This is a genomic window from Rhodoferax sp., assembly GCF_034519335.1.
Lineage (GTDB): Bacteria > Pseudomonadota > Gammaproteobacteria > Burkholderiales > Burkholderiaceae_C > Allorhodoferax.
This window is the reverse complement of the sequence record NZ_JAXHOL010000034.1, coordinates 26,204-45,152: the sequence shown is the minus strand read 5'-3', so window position 1 is coordinate 45,152 and position 18,949 is coordinate 26,204. Positions and strand designations below refer to the sequence as shown.

Below are 18,949 nucleotides of genomic sequence, written 5' to 3'. Positions count from 1 at the left end.
GAAAGGTTGGTGACCAAGTCGCCAGATGCAGTCCCTTCAAACGATCCAAAAACATTAAGGTCCGGTGCCGGGTTGAATGTGTAGTTGAACGTGGCCGCCTGAGCCACTGTTACACACGTAAAAATAGTGGCCGCGAAAATCTTCTTCATTGTTTACTCCCTATTTGAATGTGACCAGTGCGCAGAATTGTAGTGGCGCACCATGAGGCCACAGACAGTCTGTGAGCTACCCTGGGCTGACGCAGCGCACGCGGCATGCCCCCGATGTGAGAGGCATACCGAGCTTTTTTTAATCGATACTTTGATGATTTGAAGGACCCCCATGAACACCACGTCCCCCGTCGCCTTGGTCACTGGCGCAGGCACCGGTATTGGCCGTGCCGTCGCCCTGACGCTTCTCAATGCGGGCTGCCAGGTCGTTCTGGCCGGTCGGCGCTTGGGGCCGCTGCAGGCGGTGGCGCAGGCCAGTGGTACGGACCTTGCCCACCCGTTCAGCGTGGACGTGAGTCAGCCCGCATCGGTAGACCAGCTCTTCGCCATGATCCAAGACACCTTTGGCCGGCTGGACGTGTTGTTCAATAACGCGGGTGTGGGGGCTACCAAAGTCAACTTCGAAGACATCAGCTTTGCGCAATGGCAAACCGTGGTGGACGCCAACCTCACCGGCTCCTTCCTTTGTGCGCAGGGCGCTTTCCGTTTGATGAAGAGCCAGACACCGCAGGGTGGCCGCATCATCAACAACGGCTCCATCTCCGCGCACGCCCCGCGCCCCAACTCTGCGCCCTACACCTCCACCAAACACGCCATCACCGGCCTCACCAAATCCATCTCGCTGGACGGCCGCAAGTACAACATTGCCTGCGGCCAGATCGACATTGGCAACGCGCTCACCGAGCTGTCCGCCCGCATGTCCACCGGCGTGCTGCAAGCCCATGGCGAGATTGCGGTGGAGCCCATGATGGATGTGCAGCAGGTGGCCGACGCCGTGCTGCACATGGCCCAGGTGCCGCTGTCCACCAACGTGCAGTTCATGACCATCATGGCTACCAACATGCCGTTTGTGGGGCGGGGCTAGGGCGGCGAAAAAATTTCAGCAAAGGGAAAGCTGAAAAATATTTGAGAATCATTCGCATTTACAATGCAGGCCTTCGCCGGAATACCTGGCTTTCTGAAGGACTGTTTATGCGAATTGCCACCACCGCACGTTTGCTGTGTCTCTTGGGCCTGACGGCCGGTCTGATTCAAACCGCGCAGGCGGCCCCTCAAGTGATCAAAGACGTGCTCGGTCGATCCGTGCACGTCGACCTGCCGGCCAAGCGTGTGCTGCTGGGCTTCTATTTCGAGGACTACATGGCCATCGGTGGTGAAAAGGCCTTCGATAAGGTGGTCGGCTTTTCCCGAGAGGCTTGGGAAGGCTGGCGTTCCGCCAACTGGTCGCTGTTCGCGGCGCACCGGCCCTCGCTCAAGGAGCTGCCGGACGTGGGAGAGGTTGAGGCGCAGACCTTCTCCGTTGAGAAGGTGTTGGCCCTCAAACCTGATGTGCTGGTGCTGGCCGAGTGGCAGTACAAGGGCCTGGGCCCTGATATCAAGCGACTCGAAGATGCTGGCGTGCCGGTGCTGGTGGTGGACTACAACATGGAGCTACCCGCCAACCATTACGCCAGCACGCTGCTGCTGGGAAAAGTCGCGGGCGATGAGGCGCGTGCACAGAAGATCGCGGGTGAATACCAGGCTGCCATCGATCAGGTGCAGTCGCGCATCGCAGCTGCCAAGCAGCCCAAACCGCGCTTCTATGTGGAGTTTGGCAACAAAGGGCCAGCCGAATACAGCTTCAGCTACGGCAAGGGCATGTGGGGCCCGTTGGGCGCGCTGGCTGGCGGCGAGAACATTGCAGCACCTTTTGTGGAGTGGTACGGCCCGATGAATCCGGAGAAAGTGCTGGCCGCACAGCCCGAGGTGGTGTTCATCGCCGGAACCGAGTCGACCAAGAACCCCAGTTCGATGCTGATGGGGCAGGGCGTGGAGCCTGCGCAGGCACAGCAGCGGCTGCAGGGTTTTGCCCAGCGCGCCGGGTGGAGCGAGTTGCCAGCCGTGAAGAACAAACGTCTGTATGCGGTCTACCAGGGCGCATCCCGCTCGGTGCTGGACTACACCATGGTGCAATTCATGGCCAAAGCCCTGTACCCCACGCTGTTCAAAGACATCGACCCCCAGGCCAACTACCTGGCTTTCTACCGTCGTTACTTGCCAGTGCAGGCCAAGGGCACTTTTTCGCTGGGGATGTAAATGACACGCCATTTTTTGAAAAAATTCGCGCTGGGCGTCACGATCGCGCTAGGCGCTCTTAGCGCCTGGGCGGCGCCCAGCACCATGGAAGACGTGCTGGGTCGCAAGATCACGCTGGAATTGCCGGCCAAGCGGGTGGTACTGGGCTTCTACATCGAGGACTACTTCGCCGTGGGTGGCGACAAGGCCTTTGACCGACTGGTGGGGCTGTCGCGCGGCTGGTTCGTCAAGTCGCGGCCAGCCGTGTGGGCGCAGTACGCATCCGCCCGGCCCACGTTGCGTGATGTGCCTGACGTAGGCAATGTGCAGGACCAGAGTTTTTCGATTGAAAAAGTGCTGGCCACCAAACCCGACGTAGTTATCCTGGCCGACTGGCAGTTCAAGGCCTTGGCGTCGGAAGTTCCCCGCCTGGAGGCCGCAGGCATTCCGGTGGTGGTAGTGGATTACAACGCCCAGACGCTAGAGCGCCACCTGGCCAGCACCAAGGTGCTGGGCCAGCTCACCGGCGAAACGGCACGTGCACAGCGCATTGCCGATGAATACCGCCAAGTTGTAGAGACGATCCAGCAGCGCATCGCCAAGGCCAAGCTGCCCCGCCCGCGCGTGTACATCGAGCTCGGCGACAAAGGCCCGGCCGAACACAGCTACACCTATGGCAAAAACATGTGGGGTGCCATGGCCGATCTGATGGGCGGCGAGAACGTCGCAGCGCCATTTGTCAAGGACTGGGGCCCCATCAACCCTGAGCAATTGCTAGTGACCCGGCCGCAGGTGGTGCTCATTGCCGGCTATGAAAGCGTCAGCAGCCCTGAAGCCATGCAAATGGGTTTTGGTGTGACGCCGGCTGAAGCGCGCCGACGCTTGCAAGGCTTTGCCCAGCGCAAAGGTTGGAGCGCTCTGCCTGCCGTTCAGGATGGTCGCCTCTACGGGGTCTACCACGGCGCCACACGCAGCTTGTTAGATGCGGCGCAGCTGCAATACCTCGCCAAGGCGCTGTACCCGACCTTGTTTGTCGACATCCATCCGGACGCCACCTACCTCGATTTCTACCGCCACTACTTGCCCATCCAGCCTCAGGGCACCTTCGTGTTGAGCTGGAAATGACGGAAATCACCGCTACGGCCGACACGGGCGCCTTGATCGTGCAGCGCCAACGTCGGCGCGAAACGCTGCGTTGGCGTTGGCTGGCCCTGTTTGTGGGGCTGAGCCTGTTTAGCATGATGCTGGACGTCGCCACCGGCCCGTCCCTGCTAGCCTTGGGCGACGTGATCCGCACGCTGCTGGCGCCTGCGGCCGCCGACCCCATGACGCGCGCCATCGTGATGGACATGCGTCTGCCGATCGCGCTCATGGCACTCGTGGTGGGGGCCGCTTTGGGACTGGGTGGGGTGCAAATGCAAACCTTGCTGGACAACCCCTTGGCCAGCCCTTTCACCCTGGGCTTGGCGGCAGCCGCCGGATTTGGTGCCGCGCTGGCGCTGGTAACGGGCGGCTTGGGGTTGCCGCCTCTGGTGGCGATCCCCATCGGTGCCTTTGTCTTTTGCATGTTGGCGGCCAGCCTGTTGTTTGGGCTGGCGCTGATGCGCCATGTCAACAGCCAGACCATCATCCTGGCAGGCATCGCACTGCTGTTTTTGTTTCAGTCGCTCTTGTCGCTGCTGCAGTTCGTTTCTTCCCCTGAGCTGAATCAGCAGATCATCTTCTGGCTGTTTGGCAGCCTCATGCGCACCACCTGGCCGATGCTGTGGATCACCGCAGGCGTGACGCTGGTGTGCGCGCTGCTGCTGCACCGCGACGCCTGGCAGCTCACCTGCTTGCGCCTGGGCGAGGCGCGTGCGCGCAGCCTGGGCGTCAACGTCACGCGCCTGCGCCTCAAAACCCTGGTGCTGGTGGCGCTGATGACGGCAACCGCCATCAGCTTCGTGGGGGTCATTGGCTTCATTGGGCTGGTGGCGCCGCACGTTGCACGCATGCAGGTTGGCGAAGACCAGCGCTTCCTGATCCCGCAGTCGGCGCTGTGCGGCGCACTCATGCTCTCGGTGGCCTCGGTGCTTTCCAAGTCCATCGTGCCCGGCGCTCTGTTTCCCATCGGAATCGTGACCGCGTTGATTGGCGTTCCTTTCATGATCTGGCTCATTCTGGGCAACCGAAAGCAACACCGTGCTTGAACTCCATGACCTGACCCTGCGCATTGGCCAACTCACTCTGGTCGAAGGGCTGAGCCTGCAACTGCAGGCGGGGCAGCTGCACGTGATCATTGGCCCCAATGGCACCGGCAAGACCAGCCTGCTGCGCGCGCTGTTTGGCGAGCTGCACTTGACGCTTGGCGCTGTGCGCCTGCATGGCACCGCCATGACGCCGCACACGCTGCCAAGCTGGCGTCAAAGTATTGGCTACATGCCGCAAAACACCCAGCTCGACCTGGACCTGAGTGCTCTGGAGGTGGTGGTGCTGGGGCGCCTGCAGCGCTTGTCCATGCGCCTGTCGGACGAGGATCTGGACGCTGCCCTGAAAGCTTTGCAGGCCCTGGACATAGCCCACCTGGCCGACCGTCCGGTCCACACCCTCAGCGGTGGGCAGCGGCAGATGGTGTTGTTTGCACAGGTGTTGCTGCGCCAGCCCAAGCTATTGCTGCTGGACGAACCCGTGAGCGCGCTGGATCTGAAACACCAAATGCAGCTCATGGAGCACCTGCAATCGCAGACCGCAGCCCAAGGCTGGGTCAGCGTGGCTGTGCTGCACGACCTGAACCTGGCGGCACAGTTTGCCGACCAGCTGATTGTGTTGGGCGACGGGCGCCTGCAGGCCTTTGGCCCACCGGCCCAGGTGCTAAGCCGCGAACTCATCCATCAGCTCTACCACGTCCCGGTGGATGTGCATCACGATCAGAACGGCCAACCCTACGTACGCACCTTGCGTGCATCATCTCCCACCCCCGTGAGCGCCTGATGGCCTCAGGGACAAAGATTGATTGATATGACGGCTCACAAATTTCGCTTCACCTGCCTACACCACTCACTTCTGGGAGGCTTGCTGGCACTTTGCAGCCTTTTTGCCGCGCCCGCCTGGAGCGCAGAGCACGTGGTGCGCATGCTCAACGCTGGCGCAAGCGGATCTATGGTGTTCGAGCCAGCTTTTGTGCACGCCCAGGTTGGCGACACCGTGCGGTTCGAGCCCACAAGCACCGGCCATTTTGTGCGCAGCCTGGCTGTGCCCGAAGGCGCTACGCCTTGGCTTAGCGAGCTTGATCTACCATTTGTGGTGACGCTGGCGCGCCCAGGCCTGTATTTTTACAACTGCCCACCCCATCTGATGATGGCCATGGTTGGACTCATCCAGGTCGGTGAGGCGGTCAACCGCAGCTCGGCCACCCAGGTCATGAAGTCCACAAAGGGGCGGATCTACAGCCATGCTGAGCGCATCGATAGCCTGTTGGCACTTGTGAATTGAGCCGCTGGCGCGGGCTCAGTCCTGCCGCCCGCGTGTTGGTGGCCAACGGGCTGGCGTTCAACCTGGGCTTTTACATGCTCATGCCTTACCTGGCGCAGCACCTGGGGGCGGACTTGGGGCTGGCGGGTTGGATCACCGGGCTGGTCATGGGCCTGCGCGTCTTCAGCCAGCAAGGCTTGTTTTTGCTGGGCGGCTGGCTTGGCGATCGTCTGGGTTACCGCAGGGCCATCGTCTGGGGCTGTTGTTTGCGCGGTGTGGGCTTTGTTTTGTTGGGCTGGGCCCAGACATTGCCGCTGCTGTTGCTGGCTGCTTTTCTGACCGGCTTTGCTGGCGCGTTGTTCACCCCGTGTGCCCAAGCCAGCCTGGCCGCCCAGTGCCCCGACCAGTCGCAGCGCCGCTATGCCTTCACCCTGCACAACGTGGCCAGCGAAGCTGGCATGCTGCTCGGCCCCCTGGTAGGGCTGGTGCTGCTGCATGTGGACTTCCGCCTGACCGGCTGTGTGGCCGGTGCGCTGTTCTTGGCGTTTGCCGCGCTGCAATGGACGCTGCTGCCCCCGGACCAAGGTGCGCCCAAGCCCTCCAGCCAGTTGGCATCCGGCACCGCGCCCGCATCGCCCAGATCATGGCTCGCCCAGCTGGCGGAGCCGAGCCTGCTGCGTTTTGTGGGCTTTTGTGCCACCTACCAGGTGATGTTTCACCAGCTGTACCTGGCCGTGCCCGCCTTCGTCCAGCAGCACGGTTTGGGAAGCAGCGCGCTCAGCGCCGTGTTCACGCTCAGCGCGGTGGTGGGCATTGCCTTGCAATGGCCCGTGAGCCGCTGGCTTGTGCCGCGCCTGGGCGATGCTGCGGCCATGGGTGGCGGCTTGGCGCTGATGGGCTCTGCATTTCTGTCGCCACTGGTGCTGGCGGCCTGGCCGCAGGCGGCCATGCTCGTGCTCGCAACCCTGTTGTCGCTGGGGTCGATCCTGTGTTTTCCCTTGTTCGCCACCGTTTTGCCACGCTATGCGCGGGACTGTCCGCTGGGCACCTGTTATGGCTTCATGTCCAGCGTCGGTGGATGCGCCGCGCTGGTGGGGCAGGCCGCAGTAGGGGCCGGCCTGGGGGACCATGCGGCCCCGACCAGCGGGGTCTGGTTGGCACTAGCGGCCTGCGGTGTGGTGGGCGGGCTTGGGCTCTGGCGTGTGACACGAACCCCGGGTACGCCCCGCACCCCATAATGCTATCAAAATAGTAGCTGCTCGCGCATATTACAACTGGGCTAGAGGCCTATTTCATTCGCAAGGCGTTGACTGAGGGCCGCAGGCCCACCATCAGGAGAATGATTGCCAAAGCGCCGTGCGAACAAACCAGGGGTTGAGGCGACTCGTGTGGAGTTTGATGGTGCCTTCGTCAGCCAGTTCGTTGACCTCGACCAACAGTTTGTGCCTGGAGCCCGAGTTGTCAAACACGTAGGCACGGTGGGCGACCTCGCAGGCTTCGGTCATCAGGTCGATCGATTCGCGGTACCGCTTTCTGACCTTGTCTGCCGGAACCGGATGGCCCCCCTGCATGACACGGCGCCGTACACGGTCCAGGTTGATCTCAGGGTCGTCGGTGGCCACAAAGTAGAGATAGACGCGATAGCCGCGCGCTCGTGCCTCTTTCATGAAATCGACCTTGTCCCGCGACGACATGACCGTCTCGAAGGTGAACGTCTTGCCTTCCTCCAGCAACTCGCGGCGGATGGCATCCGCCAGCACTGACGCGAGGTAGGAGTTGAAAGGGCCAGGTACCTTCAATGTCAGAGATGGGGCCACGGCCATGTGCCCAAGCAGCGCGTGCAGCCCCAGTGTCTTGGCAAATGCAGAGTTCTTGATGTGCTGTTCCAGCCGTTTCAATACGGCAGCGGGTTTGGCGGTGATGCCCAGCTTGGCCAGGCTCAGCTCGCCACCGGAATCCTTGAGGGCTCGCTCAATTTCATCCGCGTTGATGAAGACACCGATCCACTCGGGTTTGAGTTCACTCTGAATGGTACTTTTGCCCGATCCGTTGGGGCCGGCCAGAACGCGCAGCCGGGGCTGCGCCTGGGAAGCGGGTGTTGCGGGCGGCTTGGCTGCCGTTTTTCTGCCTGCGGGCTTACTTGACACGCTTGAGAACGACGCCGGGCTTCACGCGCTTGCCTACGGGCAGATCTTTGATGACGATGGATGTGCCATCCGCACGGCGCTCCACCATCTGGCCTTGGCTTGTTTTCACGACAACGGCGCCAGTGCGTTGCAGCGTGGTCTTGTAAGCCACATGGCCCGATTTGGCCGCGAGCTCAGGGAAGCGGCGCTCGGCAATTTGCATTGCGTGTTCAGACAGGGGCAGGCTGTTGCGGGAAGACATAAAAGGTCCAAAGAGCCAGTGTTTGCCGAGTTTATCAGTCAGCAGCCGGCATCGGCGGCAGTAGGGTTGCCCGCTTTACAGCGCGTTGACCGACGGCAGCAGGCCCGCCAGGTGCTTGCGCCCCAGCGGCGTTACCTCCAGCGCGCGCTCGCCTTCATGGCGGCGCAGCCAGCCGTGGTGCAGGCAGTGGGCTAGCAGTGCTTTGGGCAGCTTGCCCGCCATGTGGTCGCGGCGTTCGGACCAGTCCAGGCAGCGGTAGGCCACGCGGGCGGAGGGCGGGGCCTTGTCCATGCCATCCACCGCAAAGCCCAGTGTGCCCAAGCCCGCCGTGCCCTGCGCGGTGAGCAGGTAGCCATCGCCCGCCGGGGCCAGCCATTCCTTGGACAGCAGTTGCGAAAAAGCTCCACGCCCAGCTGCCCCGCCAGGTGCCCGTAGCAGCAGCGCGCAAAGCGCAGCCGCTGGCGCGTGGGGTTGGCCCAGGCGGCGGTGTGGGTGCGGCGCTCGGCCATCAGCGCCAGCGCCTCCAGCGCGTGGGCCACCTCGTCGTCGGCTAATCTGTAGTAGCGGTGGCGGCCGCGCTGCTCGCACACCAGCAGCTCTGCCGCCATCAGCTTGCCCAGGTGCCCGCTGGCCGTGGCTGGCGATACGGACGCGGCCCGCGCCAGCTCCCCCGCGCTGGCGTAGTCGCCCGCCAGCAGGTAGCTCAGCATGCGCGAGCGCGTGGCGTCGGCAATGACGGCGGCCACGCTGGCCAGCTTGGGTTCGTACGTGGGGTGAGTGGGGGCGGGGTTCATGCCGCAGCAATATAGCCCGTGGGTGCCTGCAGGTAGCTGGCGGGCACCGCCTGGGGAAAGGTGCGCTCCTCTTTCAGGATGAAGCGCTCGCGCTGCGCAAAGGCAAAGTTGGCCTGGGCTTCTTCATCGGCCCGCAGGCGCTGGCGATAGGCCTCATACGCCGCCAGGCTGGGGAAGGAGATGAGCCCCCAGGCCTCGTAGTTGCTGCCCTCGTGCGGCACAAAGTAGCCCAGCAAATGCCCACCCAGGCCGGGGGATGATGCGCGCCCAGTTGTTGGCGTAGGTGGTGAACTGGTCTTTTTGGAAGGGGGAGATTTCGTAGCGGATGAAGCAGGTGATGGGCATGGGGACTCCTCTGGGGTGGTGGTGCAGAGAAGTCTCAAGGATGAATGCTGGGAATGCTTTGGTGGGTGACGAAATGAAGGACAAGCTGATGCTGCAATTGCACGGGAGAGGCTGCGCGATGCACGGTTGATTCCACCGTTGCTGACGGAGAAATACTGATTGGCTCCCTTTGGGGTTAGCGGTTTCTATGCCGGCAAACAAAATGTCACAATCTGCACAAAAAGGTCACCGTCACGCCGTACTAAGAGCGAGCGCCAACGGTAGGCCAAGAGCAAGAATTTTTCAGGGGGAATTGATGAAATATCTCAAGACGGTCACGCCGTCCCAGGAGCAGCTGAAGATTGTTACCCGCGTTCGTGCGGGCGTTGAGCTCATTCGGGGTGCTGCCGGGAGCGGAAAAACCACAACAGCAATCCTCCGCCTCAAGCTGCTACTTTTGTGGGCTCAGGGGCGTCGCCAACGAGTGGGAAGTGTGGAGCCGGTGCGTGCTCTACTGTTGACTTACAACACAACGCTTCGTGGCTATATTCATCAAATCGTGGCCGAAAACAGCACGGCATCCCCTGCGGTCGCAATCCCAATTCAAGTCACCGTCGATACGTTCAGCCGCTGGGCTCTAATAAAGACCGGGGCGGGAAACCTCACTGAACCTAAGCCAGAGCTAGGAGTACTGGCGCGTTTAAACGCACCGAAGATTGGCCTTTCCTCTGAGTTCCTCGAAGGAGGGCTCTTCGTCAATTTCACTGTGAATTTTTCCTCACGCCCAACCCAAATCCAACTTGCCGCAATGAAACAGAATCCTTGCACGGTAGTTGGTGAAGTTACGAAACCCACGAGCGTTGGCCTTGATGAGTTGGATAGCGCTGTTGAATCCTTCAGCACAGGCATTGCTGATTCTGTGCTGGCTGAAGTTGAGCAGACCCGTCTCATGACGGCGCAGCATTTTGACCACCTTCTTGATGGGCTCCAATCGGCTGCGCATCGCATTGGTAGACCAGGCAGCAAAGAAACGCTTGGCTGCGCCTTTGTAGCTGTAGCCCCAGAACTGGGTGAAGTTCTCCTTGATGGTCCACGCCCTGCTGGTCTTGAGGTTGAGCTGGTTCAAGGCGCGAAACGAGACGGCCTCAGCGCTGCGTCCATCGGGATAGCTTTTGAGCCACGCCCACTTACTGCCTGTCAGCGGGGAGTCTCCCGCTTGCGAGAGGCGACGATGCTCTTGTTTGCGCACCGTGTCCACAGCGTCGCCGAGGTACTTGGAGACGTGAAACTTGTCATGAACGATGTCGGCCTGGGGCATGCACTGCTTGGCTGCACTCATGAAGGCAGGCCACATATCCATGGCCACCGCTTTGACCGAGGCTCGTTGCGTTGGCGTGAGTGCCGTTTCAAGCAGCGTTTTTGCAGCTTCGAGCTTTCTCTCAGGAATCAGGTCAAGAACCCGCGAACGGTCGATGTCGGTCAGGATGGTGACGTAGCTGTGTCCCTTCTGGGAACTCTTCTCGTCGATTCCCAGATAGTTGATGTCTTCTTCGGTGCGACGCAGCATGCCGCGTTCCACGGCACTGACCATGATGGCGTTGACGGTGCTCCAAGACAGGCGTGTGAGATTGCATACCCCTTGGGTGGTCGGGCAGACTTGAAGCAGCTTGATAACAAAGCCCGTCATCAAGGTGGTGACTCGGCTATACCGTTCAGCCCAGGGAACGACCAGCTCTTCGACCGAGCCATCGGCGTATTTGAGTTGGGGAACGCGGGCTCGAATGAGTGTCTCAAATTGGCAGGTGTCCAGGTGGCGCCATTCCCGCTCGGTCCACCCATTGACATGGGCTCGCTTGGTGGCGTCTGTGGGATCCGCCCAAACCTGACCCTTCTTCAGAACCACCTCGACCACCACCCGCTGATCTGCCAAAGACAGGTCAACCTTCTTCACCGACCAGGGCGTCTTCAGTCCAAGAAGGTGTTCGTACAGCGCGGTGTCTTTCATGGCTCGGTCAATCAATTTGAAAAACTGGATTCTGCTGGAGTGCTGCCTTGGGGTTTCGCCAATGAAAATTCACAGTGGATTCGATGAAGAACCCGAAGGAGAGGCATGGTACGTGATCTGTCGCTTTATGCCCGAAGACTTGGATGAGTACTTGAAGAAGACACGAGATGGACGCGGAAATGCACCGCGCGTTGACGGGCCAACTAAGCAAGCCATATTGGATTTGGTGGTTCGCCCCTACCTCGCCAATAAAGCCAGTCGGAATGCTTTGGATTGGAATGATCTCGCTGTGTTGATGGCGCGAACTACATATGAAAAATACGACATCATCATTGTTGATGAATCCCAAGACTTCACAGCGAACATGATTCGTGGAGTGCTTAAACAGCGTGATGATGAAAGCTCGACAACCTTCATTATCGACACGGCTCAACGAATCTATACCGGCGGCTTCACTTGGATCGAAGTGGGATTGGTCATTCGCCCAGAGGCGAGCCATCGCCTGCACGTCAACTATCGCAATACTCCTGAGATTGCCAAGTTGGCGGCGAGTTTGATCAGCCCAGTAACACTAGATGAAGATGGCACACAGCCGCAGCTCGCCGGTCTAGAGGACAATCGCCGCCCCGTTGTTCTCTGTGGAAATGCTCCTGACCAGATGGCTTGGTGTATCAACTACGTCAAAACCCAGGTTGACCTCACAAAAGAATCGGTCACCTTCCTTCACCCCCTTGGATGGTTTCGGGATTTGCGGCTCGCGCTTCCACGCTTGGGGTCCTGGAATATGTCGAAATCACAAAGAGCAGGGATTGGCCGGGGGCTGAGAATGTTGCGTTAAGCACCATCCACTCAGCTAAGGGGTTGGACTTCGACCATGTCATCATTATTGGTTTAGACAATAGTGCTCCTTCCGGGAGGAGAAGGGGCACTTGGCGACGACCGCTTCGACCATGCTTGTCGCCTTATTTCTATGGCAATCGCGCGCGCCAGAATGGGCGTCGTGCTTTGTTGATGACCCCAGCAGGAAGTCTGCAGTAGTAGCCCGTCTTGATCCAACTGCTTATGACGAGGTTGCCGTATGAACGATTCGGAGGTCGCCAAAATCGTCACGCAACGGGCAATTCCTGAAGTGCTTCACTTTACGACCAACAACGGTCTGGTAGGTGTTCTCCATACAGATCGTCTTTCGGCAAATGCGTTTTCTTCAAGCAGAACAGCAATTGGCACATATTCTCAAAATCAATTCGATTGATAGTAGTCGCGATGCGAAGTGGCTTGAATATATAAATCTTTTTCAATATCCAGAATAAATGACTATTTCTTTCGATATTCAAAGGGCCTCTTAAAGCACGAGCACGCGTACTGGTGCATTTTGAGTTTTGATCCTGAGATATTGGCGCACCCTGGTGTGCACTTTTTGGTACCACTAACAATGCATATCCGTTGACAATTCGGGCAATGGGCGCTGCAGGCTTGGATGCACTGTTTGCCGCCTCAATTAAGCGCAAAAAATCGTGGACCGCTAACCGAGAAGCAGGTGCGCACACCGCTCATACGACCTGTCGTCAGGCAGAAGCTTTTTGTATCCAGGGCATCTTTCACTTTCACACCTTCGCCGGATCTATGTTGAGAGCGGTGATGTGTATGATGAAGTGTTCGCTCAAGTTTCGATGCTGGCCCAGCAGCTGTTACACCAAATTCAAATCGAAATCGATTCGAGCAAGTTCGCATAACGTATGGCCAAGATCAAAGAAGAAAACATCATCCGCTCTTCGCTTTGGGCGGCGTACGGCGATGCCATTGGTTTCCCAGCTGAACTGGTTTCCGCCTCAGAGTTCAAAAAAAGGAACTCAGTCGCATTGGTTTCCAAGCCCATCGCTTTTACTCGTCGTGTAGGCGGCATGTTTGGCCCCGACATTGCCTTCCATGAAGGCACCTATTCAGATGACAGCCTCAACTGCGGCTTAGCACTTCTCGCGCAATCAATGGTGCTGGATTTTTTGACGTCGAGTCGTTTGCCAAGATTGAACTCCCTGTTTGGCTTAACTATGCGCTCGGAGCGGGCCGTGGCTCTAAAGCCGCTGCCGCAAACCTCGCATTACGCGACTCATCATGGTCTCTAAACTTCTTTTCTTCGGCGAGCGTAAAGTACTGGGATGGTGGAGGCAACGGAGCAGCAATGCGAATTCAGCCACACGTATGGCAGAACCACGACGCCCCTCGGCACGCTTTTGTTTCGGACGTAATACGGAATAGCGTTTGCACACACGGTCACCCACGCGCTGATTGGTGCAATTGTCCACTCCGCCTTGCTCTACGAGACTATGCAAAGCGGAGAAGCCATTCACCCTTCTGATTGGGCCGGCTTAGGCGAAGCAATGGGGCAGATCGGAATGGAGATCCTTGAAGCCGACCCCCGAACTGTCCCTGGTTTGGATCCCGACTTGGGAGCGACAATCCAAGCGGAGTCTCAGAGACGTTTGGCTGAAGACCGTCGAAGAATGGAGGCCAAGCTTCAACAGCAGCAGCTCGTATTTGTGAAAGTGAATCGCCAGATCCTGCCAAGGCTTATGTATCGATACTCACTGAGTTAAGCGCGTTCGATCCTCACGAGCGGGGATCGGGGGTTGAAAACCCCCCTCTATGCGTCTGTTCTTGCTTGGCTATATCGTAATGAGCTGCCAGAAATTGGATTGGCTGAGGCTGCCAATGTTTTCGGCAGTGACACAGACACGATTGCCACGATGGCGGGGGCATTGATGGGAGTCGTTGCTCAAACTAGGCCTGAGACTCCGGTGCAGGACGAAGAATATATCCAAACTGAGGCGTCGCGCATGTTCCGCGCGGGCCGCAGAGAGCCGGTTTTGAGCTTTGAATACCCCGATCTATTGAGTTGGATTGCCCCGAAAGCCCAAAGCGACGCCTGGATCAGTGAATCCAAAGGCGAGAGACTTGCTGGTATCGGCTCAATTCAACCCTTCGGCCCAATTTACAAGAAGCCCAAGAAGGGGCTCGATCTCGTATGGCAGTGGGCCAAATTGGACTTTGGACAGACTGTATTGGTTAAGCGGAGAGCGGGGCAAACGTCGGATTGGGGCCACGCAGAAGAGAGCCGAACTCCTGAATGTGCGTAGCGATTCACCCTCGCAGTCAGAGGATCGACCTTCTTCAAAGTCATCACTCTCAGCTTCGGACAATAAGGCGTCCTTGATCCCCCAAGGGGCACAAATGCCGCTTGTTGAGGAAGGTTCAGCAGCTTCTGCGTCATCTGTAAAGTCGCACCCAACTAATTTGGATGCATTGACTCAGAGGTGCATTAAGGGCGGCTTCGAACCCGCAGAGGTTGGAAGTGCGCTGTTAAGTCTGATGAACGGTCCTGATGCTATCGAACGTTCGATTGCATTTGCAGCAATTATTGCCAAAGCGAAGGTCGTCAGATCTTCCAAATAGGCCTGACGCGTCTCGGGACTCCGGCGCCGACGTATGTTCGGAAGTAACTCGGTGTTCTATTCGCTGAGGACCGCTTCCGGCCAATAGAAACATCGACAGGTCAAAAGTCAAATTCGCCTAGGCTCATGCCCTCCCTGTGAAGTCGCACGAGCGGTCCTACTCCGCCGCTTCCAACCCATTCGCAAAATACTCCCTCGTGCGTTCCTGGGTGCGCTGTGCATGCCGCGTCAACAGTGCGTCCATGATGGTCTGATGTTTGGCCAGTGACTCGGCAATGTGTCCGTTCCTGAGCAGGGAGTTGTGGCGGTTGGTGCTAGACGCTATAAAAATAGAAGCTGCTCACGCATATCCTGCGATGGCTACGGGCCTATTTGACTTAGAAACACCAGCGAAATGCTTTGGTGGGTCAATACATCGAAGCCCGATGCGCCCCAAACCCCGCCATCGCCCCATCCGCCACCGCTAGCGTCACATTCCCCGCCGCCCGCGCCGCATCCCCGCACGCAAACACATTCGGCACGCTGGTGGCCTTGCCTTCGTCCACCTTGATGAATAGGCCCATGGGGCCATCTTCCAGCGCGCAGCCCAGTTGCTCGGCCACGGGGCTGCTCATCATCGTGCGCGGCTGGGTAAACAGGCCGTTCATGCGGAGCGTGCGGCCGTCTTGCAGCACCACGTCGGCAAAGCCAACAATGCGCGCAATGGGCATCGGTTCAATCTGCGTGCCACGGCGGGCAATAGTGGCCAGGTCGTCGGCGCTGGGTGTGTAGTTGCCATTCAGGAAGAGGGTGGGGCGGCCCCAGTCCGGCAGCATGATGGCGTGGTGCAGCGCCAAGGGGGACGCGGCAATGATGCCGATGGCCCCGGCGTCTGCCTCGTAGCCATGGCAATACGGGCAGTGGAAGACACTGCGCCCCCAGCGCTCGGCCAGGCCGGGCACGGGTGGCAGTTCGTCGCGCACGCCGGTGGCAATGATGAGGCGCTGCGCGCTGATGGTCTGGCTGCCCACTTCAAATTCCAGCCGCCCATCTGCGGCCACGCGCGCACGGTCTGCGCTGCCGTGCAGCCATTCCACGCTGGGGTAGTTCATGAGCTGCTCGCGGGCGTCGGCGGCTATCTCGGCCGGGGCGCGGCCGTCTTGGCTCAGGTAGCCGTGCGATGTGCCGCCGGCTGCGTCCACAAAGCGGTTGCGGCGTTGGCCGGCGTCTACCACCAGCACCTTGCGCCGCGCGCGGGCGAGTTGCAGGGCGGCGGCCATGCCGGCGTAGCTGCCGCCGATGACGGCAAAGTCAATGTGGATCATGGGTGTGGTCATTCAGTTGGTGGGTGTGTGGATGGGCGTGGCCTGCAGCGTGGTGCTGGGCCATGCGGCGGTGAAAGTCGGCGGACAACGTGGCCAAGGTGACGGCGCCAAAGCGCTTGAGCAGCAGCGCCTCGGCCTCTTGCGCGGCGCCGGCCAGGGCCTCGTTCACGGCCAGGGCCACCAGGCAGGTGGGGCGGTCTTCTCTAAACCCCAGCGACACCAGCGGCGGCGCGCCCAGCGCCTGGTACACATCGCCCAGGGTGATGCGGTCCATGTCGCAGGCCAGCACCCAGCCGCCGCCGTGGCCCTTGGCCGACACCACAAACCCGGCATCGCGCAGCCCGCCCATGAGGCGGCGCAGCACCACCGGGTTGGTTTGCATGGCGGCGGCCAGCGCCTCAGAGGTGGCGGGGCCTTCGCCTTCGGCCATGTGCAGCAGCACATGCAAGACGTCAGACAGTTGGCTGTTTTGTTTCATGTAACTAATGTAGTTGCATGATGAAAACCCGTGGCACCAAGGGGTTTTGCCCTGGCTCCGGTTTAGACTTGTTGCATTGTTGTGTCTCCAAATCCACCTATGTCCACCACGCCTTATCTCTCTAACAGCGCAGCGTCCGAAGCCCAAGCCTGGGACGCACTCAAAACCCTGGGCGATGCCGCACTGGCGCAGGGCGGCCTGCAGGCGGTGCTGCAGATGTTTGTGGGCACGCTCACCGGCGCCGAGGAAGTGGCCCGCGTGAGCGAAGAGGCCGGCCACCCCGACACCATGACGCCCGAGGTGATTGCGCAGTGGATTTACACCGACTACGCGCCGGGCATGCAGCAGGCGCTGGCGCAAGGTGGGGCAGCGTAGGGCGCGCAGTGATCACCATGCGTGACTACACCTTGCCCCCCGCCACCGTGCAAGACTACGCGCGCCAAGGCGCTGTGGTGGTGCGCGGTCTGCTTAAGCCCGCAGAGGTGGCCCAACTTGCGCGCGGCATTGAGCACAACCTGGCCCACCTGAGCCCCCTGGCGCAGGTGGCCAGCCAGGCCGATGACCCGGGCAAGTTTGTCGAAGACTTTTGCACCTGGCAGCACAACGCGGACTATGCGGATGTGATGCAACACAGTGCCTTGCCCCGCGTGGCCGCGCAGCTGATGCAGAGCGAGACGGTGCGCATTTACCACGACCACCTGCTGGTGAAAGAGCCCGGCACACGCCAGCCCACGCCCTGGCACCAAGACCAGCCCTACTACAACGTGGCGGGCCGGCAGAACGTGAGCTTCTGGATTCCGGTGGACCCGGTGCCACTGGAGAGCACGCTGCGGTTTGTGGCCGGGTCGCACGCGGGCACCTGGTACATGCCGCGCACCTTTCGCGACCTGCAGGCCAAGTGGTTCCCCGAAGGCGCGCTGGCCGAGCTGCCGCAGATTGACGCGCACCCCGAGCAGTTTGAACAGCTGGGCTGGGCGCTGCAGCCGGGCGATGCGGTGGCCTTCCACATGCTCACGCTGCACGCCAGCAGCGGCGTGGGGCCGGGCACGCGGCGGCGCGTGTTCTCGGCCCGCTACCTGGGCGATGACGCGCGCCACGCGGTGCGCAGCTGGCGCACCTCGCCGCCGTTCCCCGGCCTGGCAGACCGCCTGCCCGATGGCGCGGAGATGGACGACGCGCTGTTCCCCCTGCTGAACTGGCGCTAGGCCACATGGAGCTGCTGCCGCACTTGCGCTTGCTGCGCGCCTTGGCGGCCGTGGCACAGGTGGGCAGCAGCCAGCGTGCGGCCACGCTCTTGCATGTGGCGCAGTCCTCCGTCATCCGCGCGGTGCAGCAGCTCGAAGCCACGTTGGCAAACCCCTTGTTTGAGCGCGTGGGCCGCGGCATGCAGCCCACGGTGCGCGGGCGCCAGCTGGCGCTGCGGGCCGCGCGCGCCCTGCAGCTGCTGGCGGATGCCGACCGGCACCGCACGCGCAGTGCGGCTACCGCTTGGCACCACAGCCCGCTGGCACTGGGTGTGGCAGCGCGGCATCTGCAAGTGCTGCAGGCGCTGGTAGATACGGGCAGCGAAGGGCGTGCCGCGCAGCAACTGGGTGTGAGCCAGCCCGCAGTGCACCAGAGCCTGCAGCAGCTGGAGCACATGGTGGCGGCGCCGCTATTCATTCGCGCGCGCAGCGGCTTGCGGCTGGACGAGGCGGGGGAGGGCCTGCTGCTCGCCAGCAAGCTGGCCCAAGCCGAGCTGCGCCAGGCCGTGGACGAATGGCCCGAACCGGGCGCGGCCTTGCAGGGGCGGCTGGTGGTGGGCACGCTGCCGTTTTCCACTACCATGCTGCTGGCCCCGGCGGTGGAGCAGCTGCTGGCGCAGCAGCCGCATGTGCAGCTGGTGCTGATTGACGGCACCTTTGATGCGCTGGTGGCACAGCTGCGCCATGCGGAGCTGGATTGCATTGTGGGGGCGCTGCGCAGCGCGCCGCCCGCGCCTGATCTGAGCCAGGAGCTGCTGTTTGAAGACCGCCTGGCGGTTGTGGCGCGTGCGGGCCACCCGCTGGCCCAGCGCCGCCGCTTGGGCTGGGCGGCGCTGCGCGCGGCGCAGTGGGTCATGCCCATGCCCAACACCCCGGCTGAAAAGGCATTTGCACAGATGCTGCAGGCCGCTAGCCTGCCTGCGCCAACTGCACAGGTGCGGGCCAACAGTGCACTGATGATGCAGGCCATGCTGCAAGACAGCGACCGCCTGGCCCTGATGTCACCACGCCAGGTGGCGCGCGAAATAGCGGCAGGCTTGCTGGTGGAGCTGCCCTTGCCGGTGCAGCACGCACAGCGGCAGATTGGCGCCCTGTGGCGCAGCAGCTACCTGCCCACACCGGCTGCTGCGCAGTGGCAGAGCATCTTGCGGCAGGTGGGTGGGGCGCTAGGGTCGGGCCAGACGCCATAAGCAAATTGCATAGGTCAGCAGGCCTTTGCATTGGACGTGCTGCGGCTGCGCTTGCACAC

Annotated in this window: 21 protein-coding genes and 2 pseudogenes; 15 read left to right on the top strand and 8 right to left on the bottom strand. The window is 60.9% G+C overall.

Features of this window, described 5'->3' with window-relative positions:
- The first annotated feature begins 321 nt into the window (after positions 1–321).
- The 7 genes from U5O12_RS14640 (at position 322) to U5O12_RS14610 (ending at position 6,952) form a co-directional block, all read left to right on the top strand.
- On the top strand, positions 322–1,074 hold the full coding sequence (locus tag U5O12_RS14640) for an SDR family oxidoreductase (protein WP_322579349.1): 753 nt from the start codon (positions 322–324) through the stop codon (positions 1,072–1,074).
- A 107-nt stretch (positions 1,075–1,181) separates the two neighbouring features.
- A complete protein-coding gene (locus tag U5O12_RS14635) occupies positions 1,182–2,285 on the top strand; it encodes an ABC transporter substrate-binding protein (RefSeq protein ID WP_322579348.1) in 1,104 nt (367 codons plus the stop codon).
- Positions 2,286–3,389 carry an ABC transporter substrate-binding protein gene (locus U5O12_RS14630; RefSeq protein ID WP_322579347.1) on the top strand — a complete coding sequence of 368 codons (1,104 nt, stop codon included), beginning with the start codon at positions 2,286–2,288 and terminating at the stop codon, positions 3,387–3,389.
- Entirely contained in the window at positions 3,386–4,453 is a 1,068-nt protein-coding gene (locus U5O12_RS14625) for an iron ABC transporter permease (protein WP_322579346.1), read from the top strand. Before U5O12_RS14630 ends, U5O12_RS14625 begins: the two co-directional genes overlap by 4 nt.
- Positions 4,446–5,234, top strand: coding sequence for an ABC transporter ATP-binding protein (locus U5O12_RS14620; RefSeq protein ID WP_322579345.1), 789 nt, complete (start codon positions 4,446–4,448; stop codon positions 5,232–5,234). Before U5O12_RS14625 ends, U5O12_RS14620 begins: the two co-directional genes overlap by 8 nt.
- Positions 5,235–5,261: 27 nt before the next feature.
- Positions 5,262–5,735, top strand: a complete 474-nt coding sequence (locus U5O12_RS14615) for a plastocyanin/azurin family copper-binding protein (protein WP_322579344.1) — start codon at positions 5,262–5,264, stop codon at positions 5,733–5,735.
- The gene (locus U5O12_RS14610) at positions 5,732–6,952 is read left to right on the top strand and encodes an MFS transporter (RefSeq protein ID WP_322579343.1); all 1,221 of its coding nucleotides are present in this window, start codon (positions 5,732–5,734) and stop codon (positions 6,950–6,952) included. The genes U5O12_RS14615 and U5O12_RS14610 overlap by 4 nt, the downstream gene beginning before the upstream one ends.
- A gap of 93 nt (positions 6,953–7,045) precedes the next feature.
- On the opposite strand, the gene U5O12_RS14605 is transcribed toward U5O12_RS14610, so the two are convergent.
- From U5O12_RS14605 to U5O12_RS14580, 6 genes and pseudogenes are all read right to left on the bottom strand, one after another.
- Complete coding sequence (locus tag U5O12_RS14605; RefSeq protein ID WP_322579342.1) at positions 7,046–7,861, bottom strand: zeta toxin family protein; 816 nt, start codon at positions 7,859–7,861, stop codon at positions 7,046–7,048.
- Positions 7,851–8,102 carry a hypothetical protein gene (locus tag U5O12_RS14600; protein ID WP_322579341.1) on the bottom strand — a complete coding sequence of 84 codons (252 nt, stop codon included), beginning with the start codon at positions 8,100–8,102 and terminating at the stop codon, positions 7,851–7,853. Before U5O12_RS14600 ends, U5O12_RS14605 begins: the two co-directional genes overlap by 11 nt.
- 75 nt (positions 8,103–8,177) lie before the next feature.
- Complete coding sequence (locus tag U5O12_RS14595) at positions 8,178–8,690, bottom strand: hypothetical protein (protein WP_322579483.1); 513 nt, start codon at positions 8,688–8,690, stop codon at positions 8,178–8,180.
- A pseudogene (locus U5O12_RS14590) lies at positions 8,690–8,812 on the bottom strand (helix-turn-helix domain-containing protein); the annotation flags it as partial. The gene U5O12_RS14595 and the pseudogene U5O12_RS14590, both read right to left, overlap by 1 nt.
- An 80-nt stretch (positions 8,813–8,892) precedes the next feature.
- Positions 8,893–9,241, bottom strand: a pseudogene (locus tag U5O12_RS14585) (NIPSNAP family protein).
- Positions 9,242–9,998: 757 nt separating this feature from the next.
- The gene (locus tag U5O12_RS14580) at positions 9,999–11,225 is read right to left on the bottom strand and encodes an ISL3 family transposase (protein WP_322579340.1); all 1,227 of its coding nucleotides are present in this window, start codon (positions 11,223–11,225) and stop codon (positions 9,999–10,001) included.
- A 16-nt stretch (positions 11,226–11,241) separates the two neighbouring features.
- Here U5O12_RS14580 and U5O12_RS14575 point away from each other — a divergent pair, with 16 nt between their 5' ends.
- The 5 genes from U5O12_RS14575 to U5O12_RS14560 all read left to right on the top strand — a co-directional run bounded on the left by U5O12_RS14575 (position 11,242) and on the right by U5O12_RS14560 (position 14,359).
- Positions 11,242–12,063 (top strand): hypothetical protein, encoded by an 822-nt coding sequence (locus tag U5O12_RS14575; protein WP_322579339.1) that lies wholly within the window; start codon positions 11,242–11,244, stop codon positions 12,061–12,063.
- Complete coding sequence (locus U5O12_RS21220) at positions 11,961–12,263, top strand: 3'-5' exonuclease (protein WP_416221498.1); 303 nt, start codon at positions 11,961–11,963, stop codon at positions 12,261–12,263. The genes U5O12_RS14575 and U5O12_RS21220 overlap by 103 nt, the downstream gene beginning before the upstream one ends.
- Before the next feature lie 40 nt (positions 12,264–12,303).
- Positions 12,304–12,477, top strand: a complete 174-nt coding sequence (locus tag U5O12_RS14570) for a hypothetical protein (protein ID WP_322579338.1) — start codon at positions 12,304–12,306, stop codon at positions 12,475–12,477.
- Positions 12,478–13,182: 705 nt separating this feature from the next.
- Entirely contained in the window at positions 13,183–13,581 is a 399-nt protein-coding gene (locus U5O12_RS21215; RefSeq protein WP_416221504.1) for an ADP-ribosylglycohydrolase family protein, read from the top strand.
- A gap of 271 nt (positions 13,582–13,852) precedes the next feature.
- Positions 13,853–14,359 carry an ADP-ribosylglycohydrolase family protein gene (locus tag U5O12_RS14560; protein ID WP_322579336.1) on the top strand — a complete coding sequence of 169 codons (507 nt, stop codon included), beginning with the start codon at positions 13,853–13,855 and terminating at the stop codon, positions 14,357–14,359.
- A 722-nt stretch (positions 14,360–15,081) separates the two neighbouring features.
- On the opposite strand, the gene U5O12_RS14555 is transcribed toward U5O12_RS14560, so the two are convergent.
- Entirely contained in the window at positions 15,082–15,978 is an 897-nt protein-coding gene (locus tag U5O12_RS14555; protein WP_322579473.1) for an NAD(P)/FAD-dependent oxidoreductase, read from the bottom strand.
- A complete protein-coding gene (locus U5O12_RS14550; protein WP_322579335.1) occupies positions 15,965–16,456 on the bottom strand; it encodes an Rrf2 family transcriptional regulator in 492 nt (163 codons plus the stop codon). Before U5O12_RS14550 ends, U5O12_RS14555 begins: the two co-directional genes overlap by 14 nt.
- A gap of 99 nt (positions 16,457–16,555) precedes the next feature.
- On the opposite strand from U5O12_RS14550, the gene U5O12_RS14545 reads away from it, so the two are divergent.
- Genes U5O12_RS14545 through U5O12_RS14535 form a run of 3 tightly spaced genes read left to right on the top strand, consistent with a single transcriptional unit; the run spans position 16,556 to position 18,890 of the window.
- The gene (locus U5O12_RS14545) at positions 16,556–16,831 is read left to right on the top strand and encodes a hypothetical protein (RefSeq protein ID WP_322579334.1); all 276 of its coding nucleotides are present in this window, start codon (positions 16,556–16,558) and stop codon (positions 16,829–16,831) included.
- Between the two features lie 17 nt (positions 16,832–16,848).
- Complete coding sequence (locus tag U5O12_RS14540) at positions 16,849–17,661, top strand: phytanoyl-CoA dioxygenase family protein (RefSeq protein ID WP_322579333.1); 813 nt, start codon at positions 16,849–16,851, stop codon at positions 17,659–17,661.
- A 5-nt stretch (positions 17,662–17,666) separates the two neighbouring features.
- Positions 17,667–18,890 carry a LysR family transcriptional regulator gene (locus tag U5O12_RS14535; protein ID WP_322579332.1) on the top strand — a complete coding sequence of 408 codons (1,224 nt, stop codon included), beginning with the start codon at positions 17,667–17,669 and terminating at the stop codon, positions 18,888–18,890.
- The last annotated feature ends 59 nt before the right edge of the window (positions 18,891–18,949 follow it).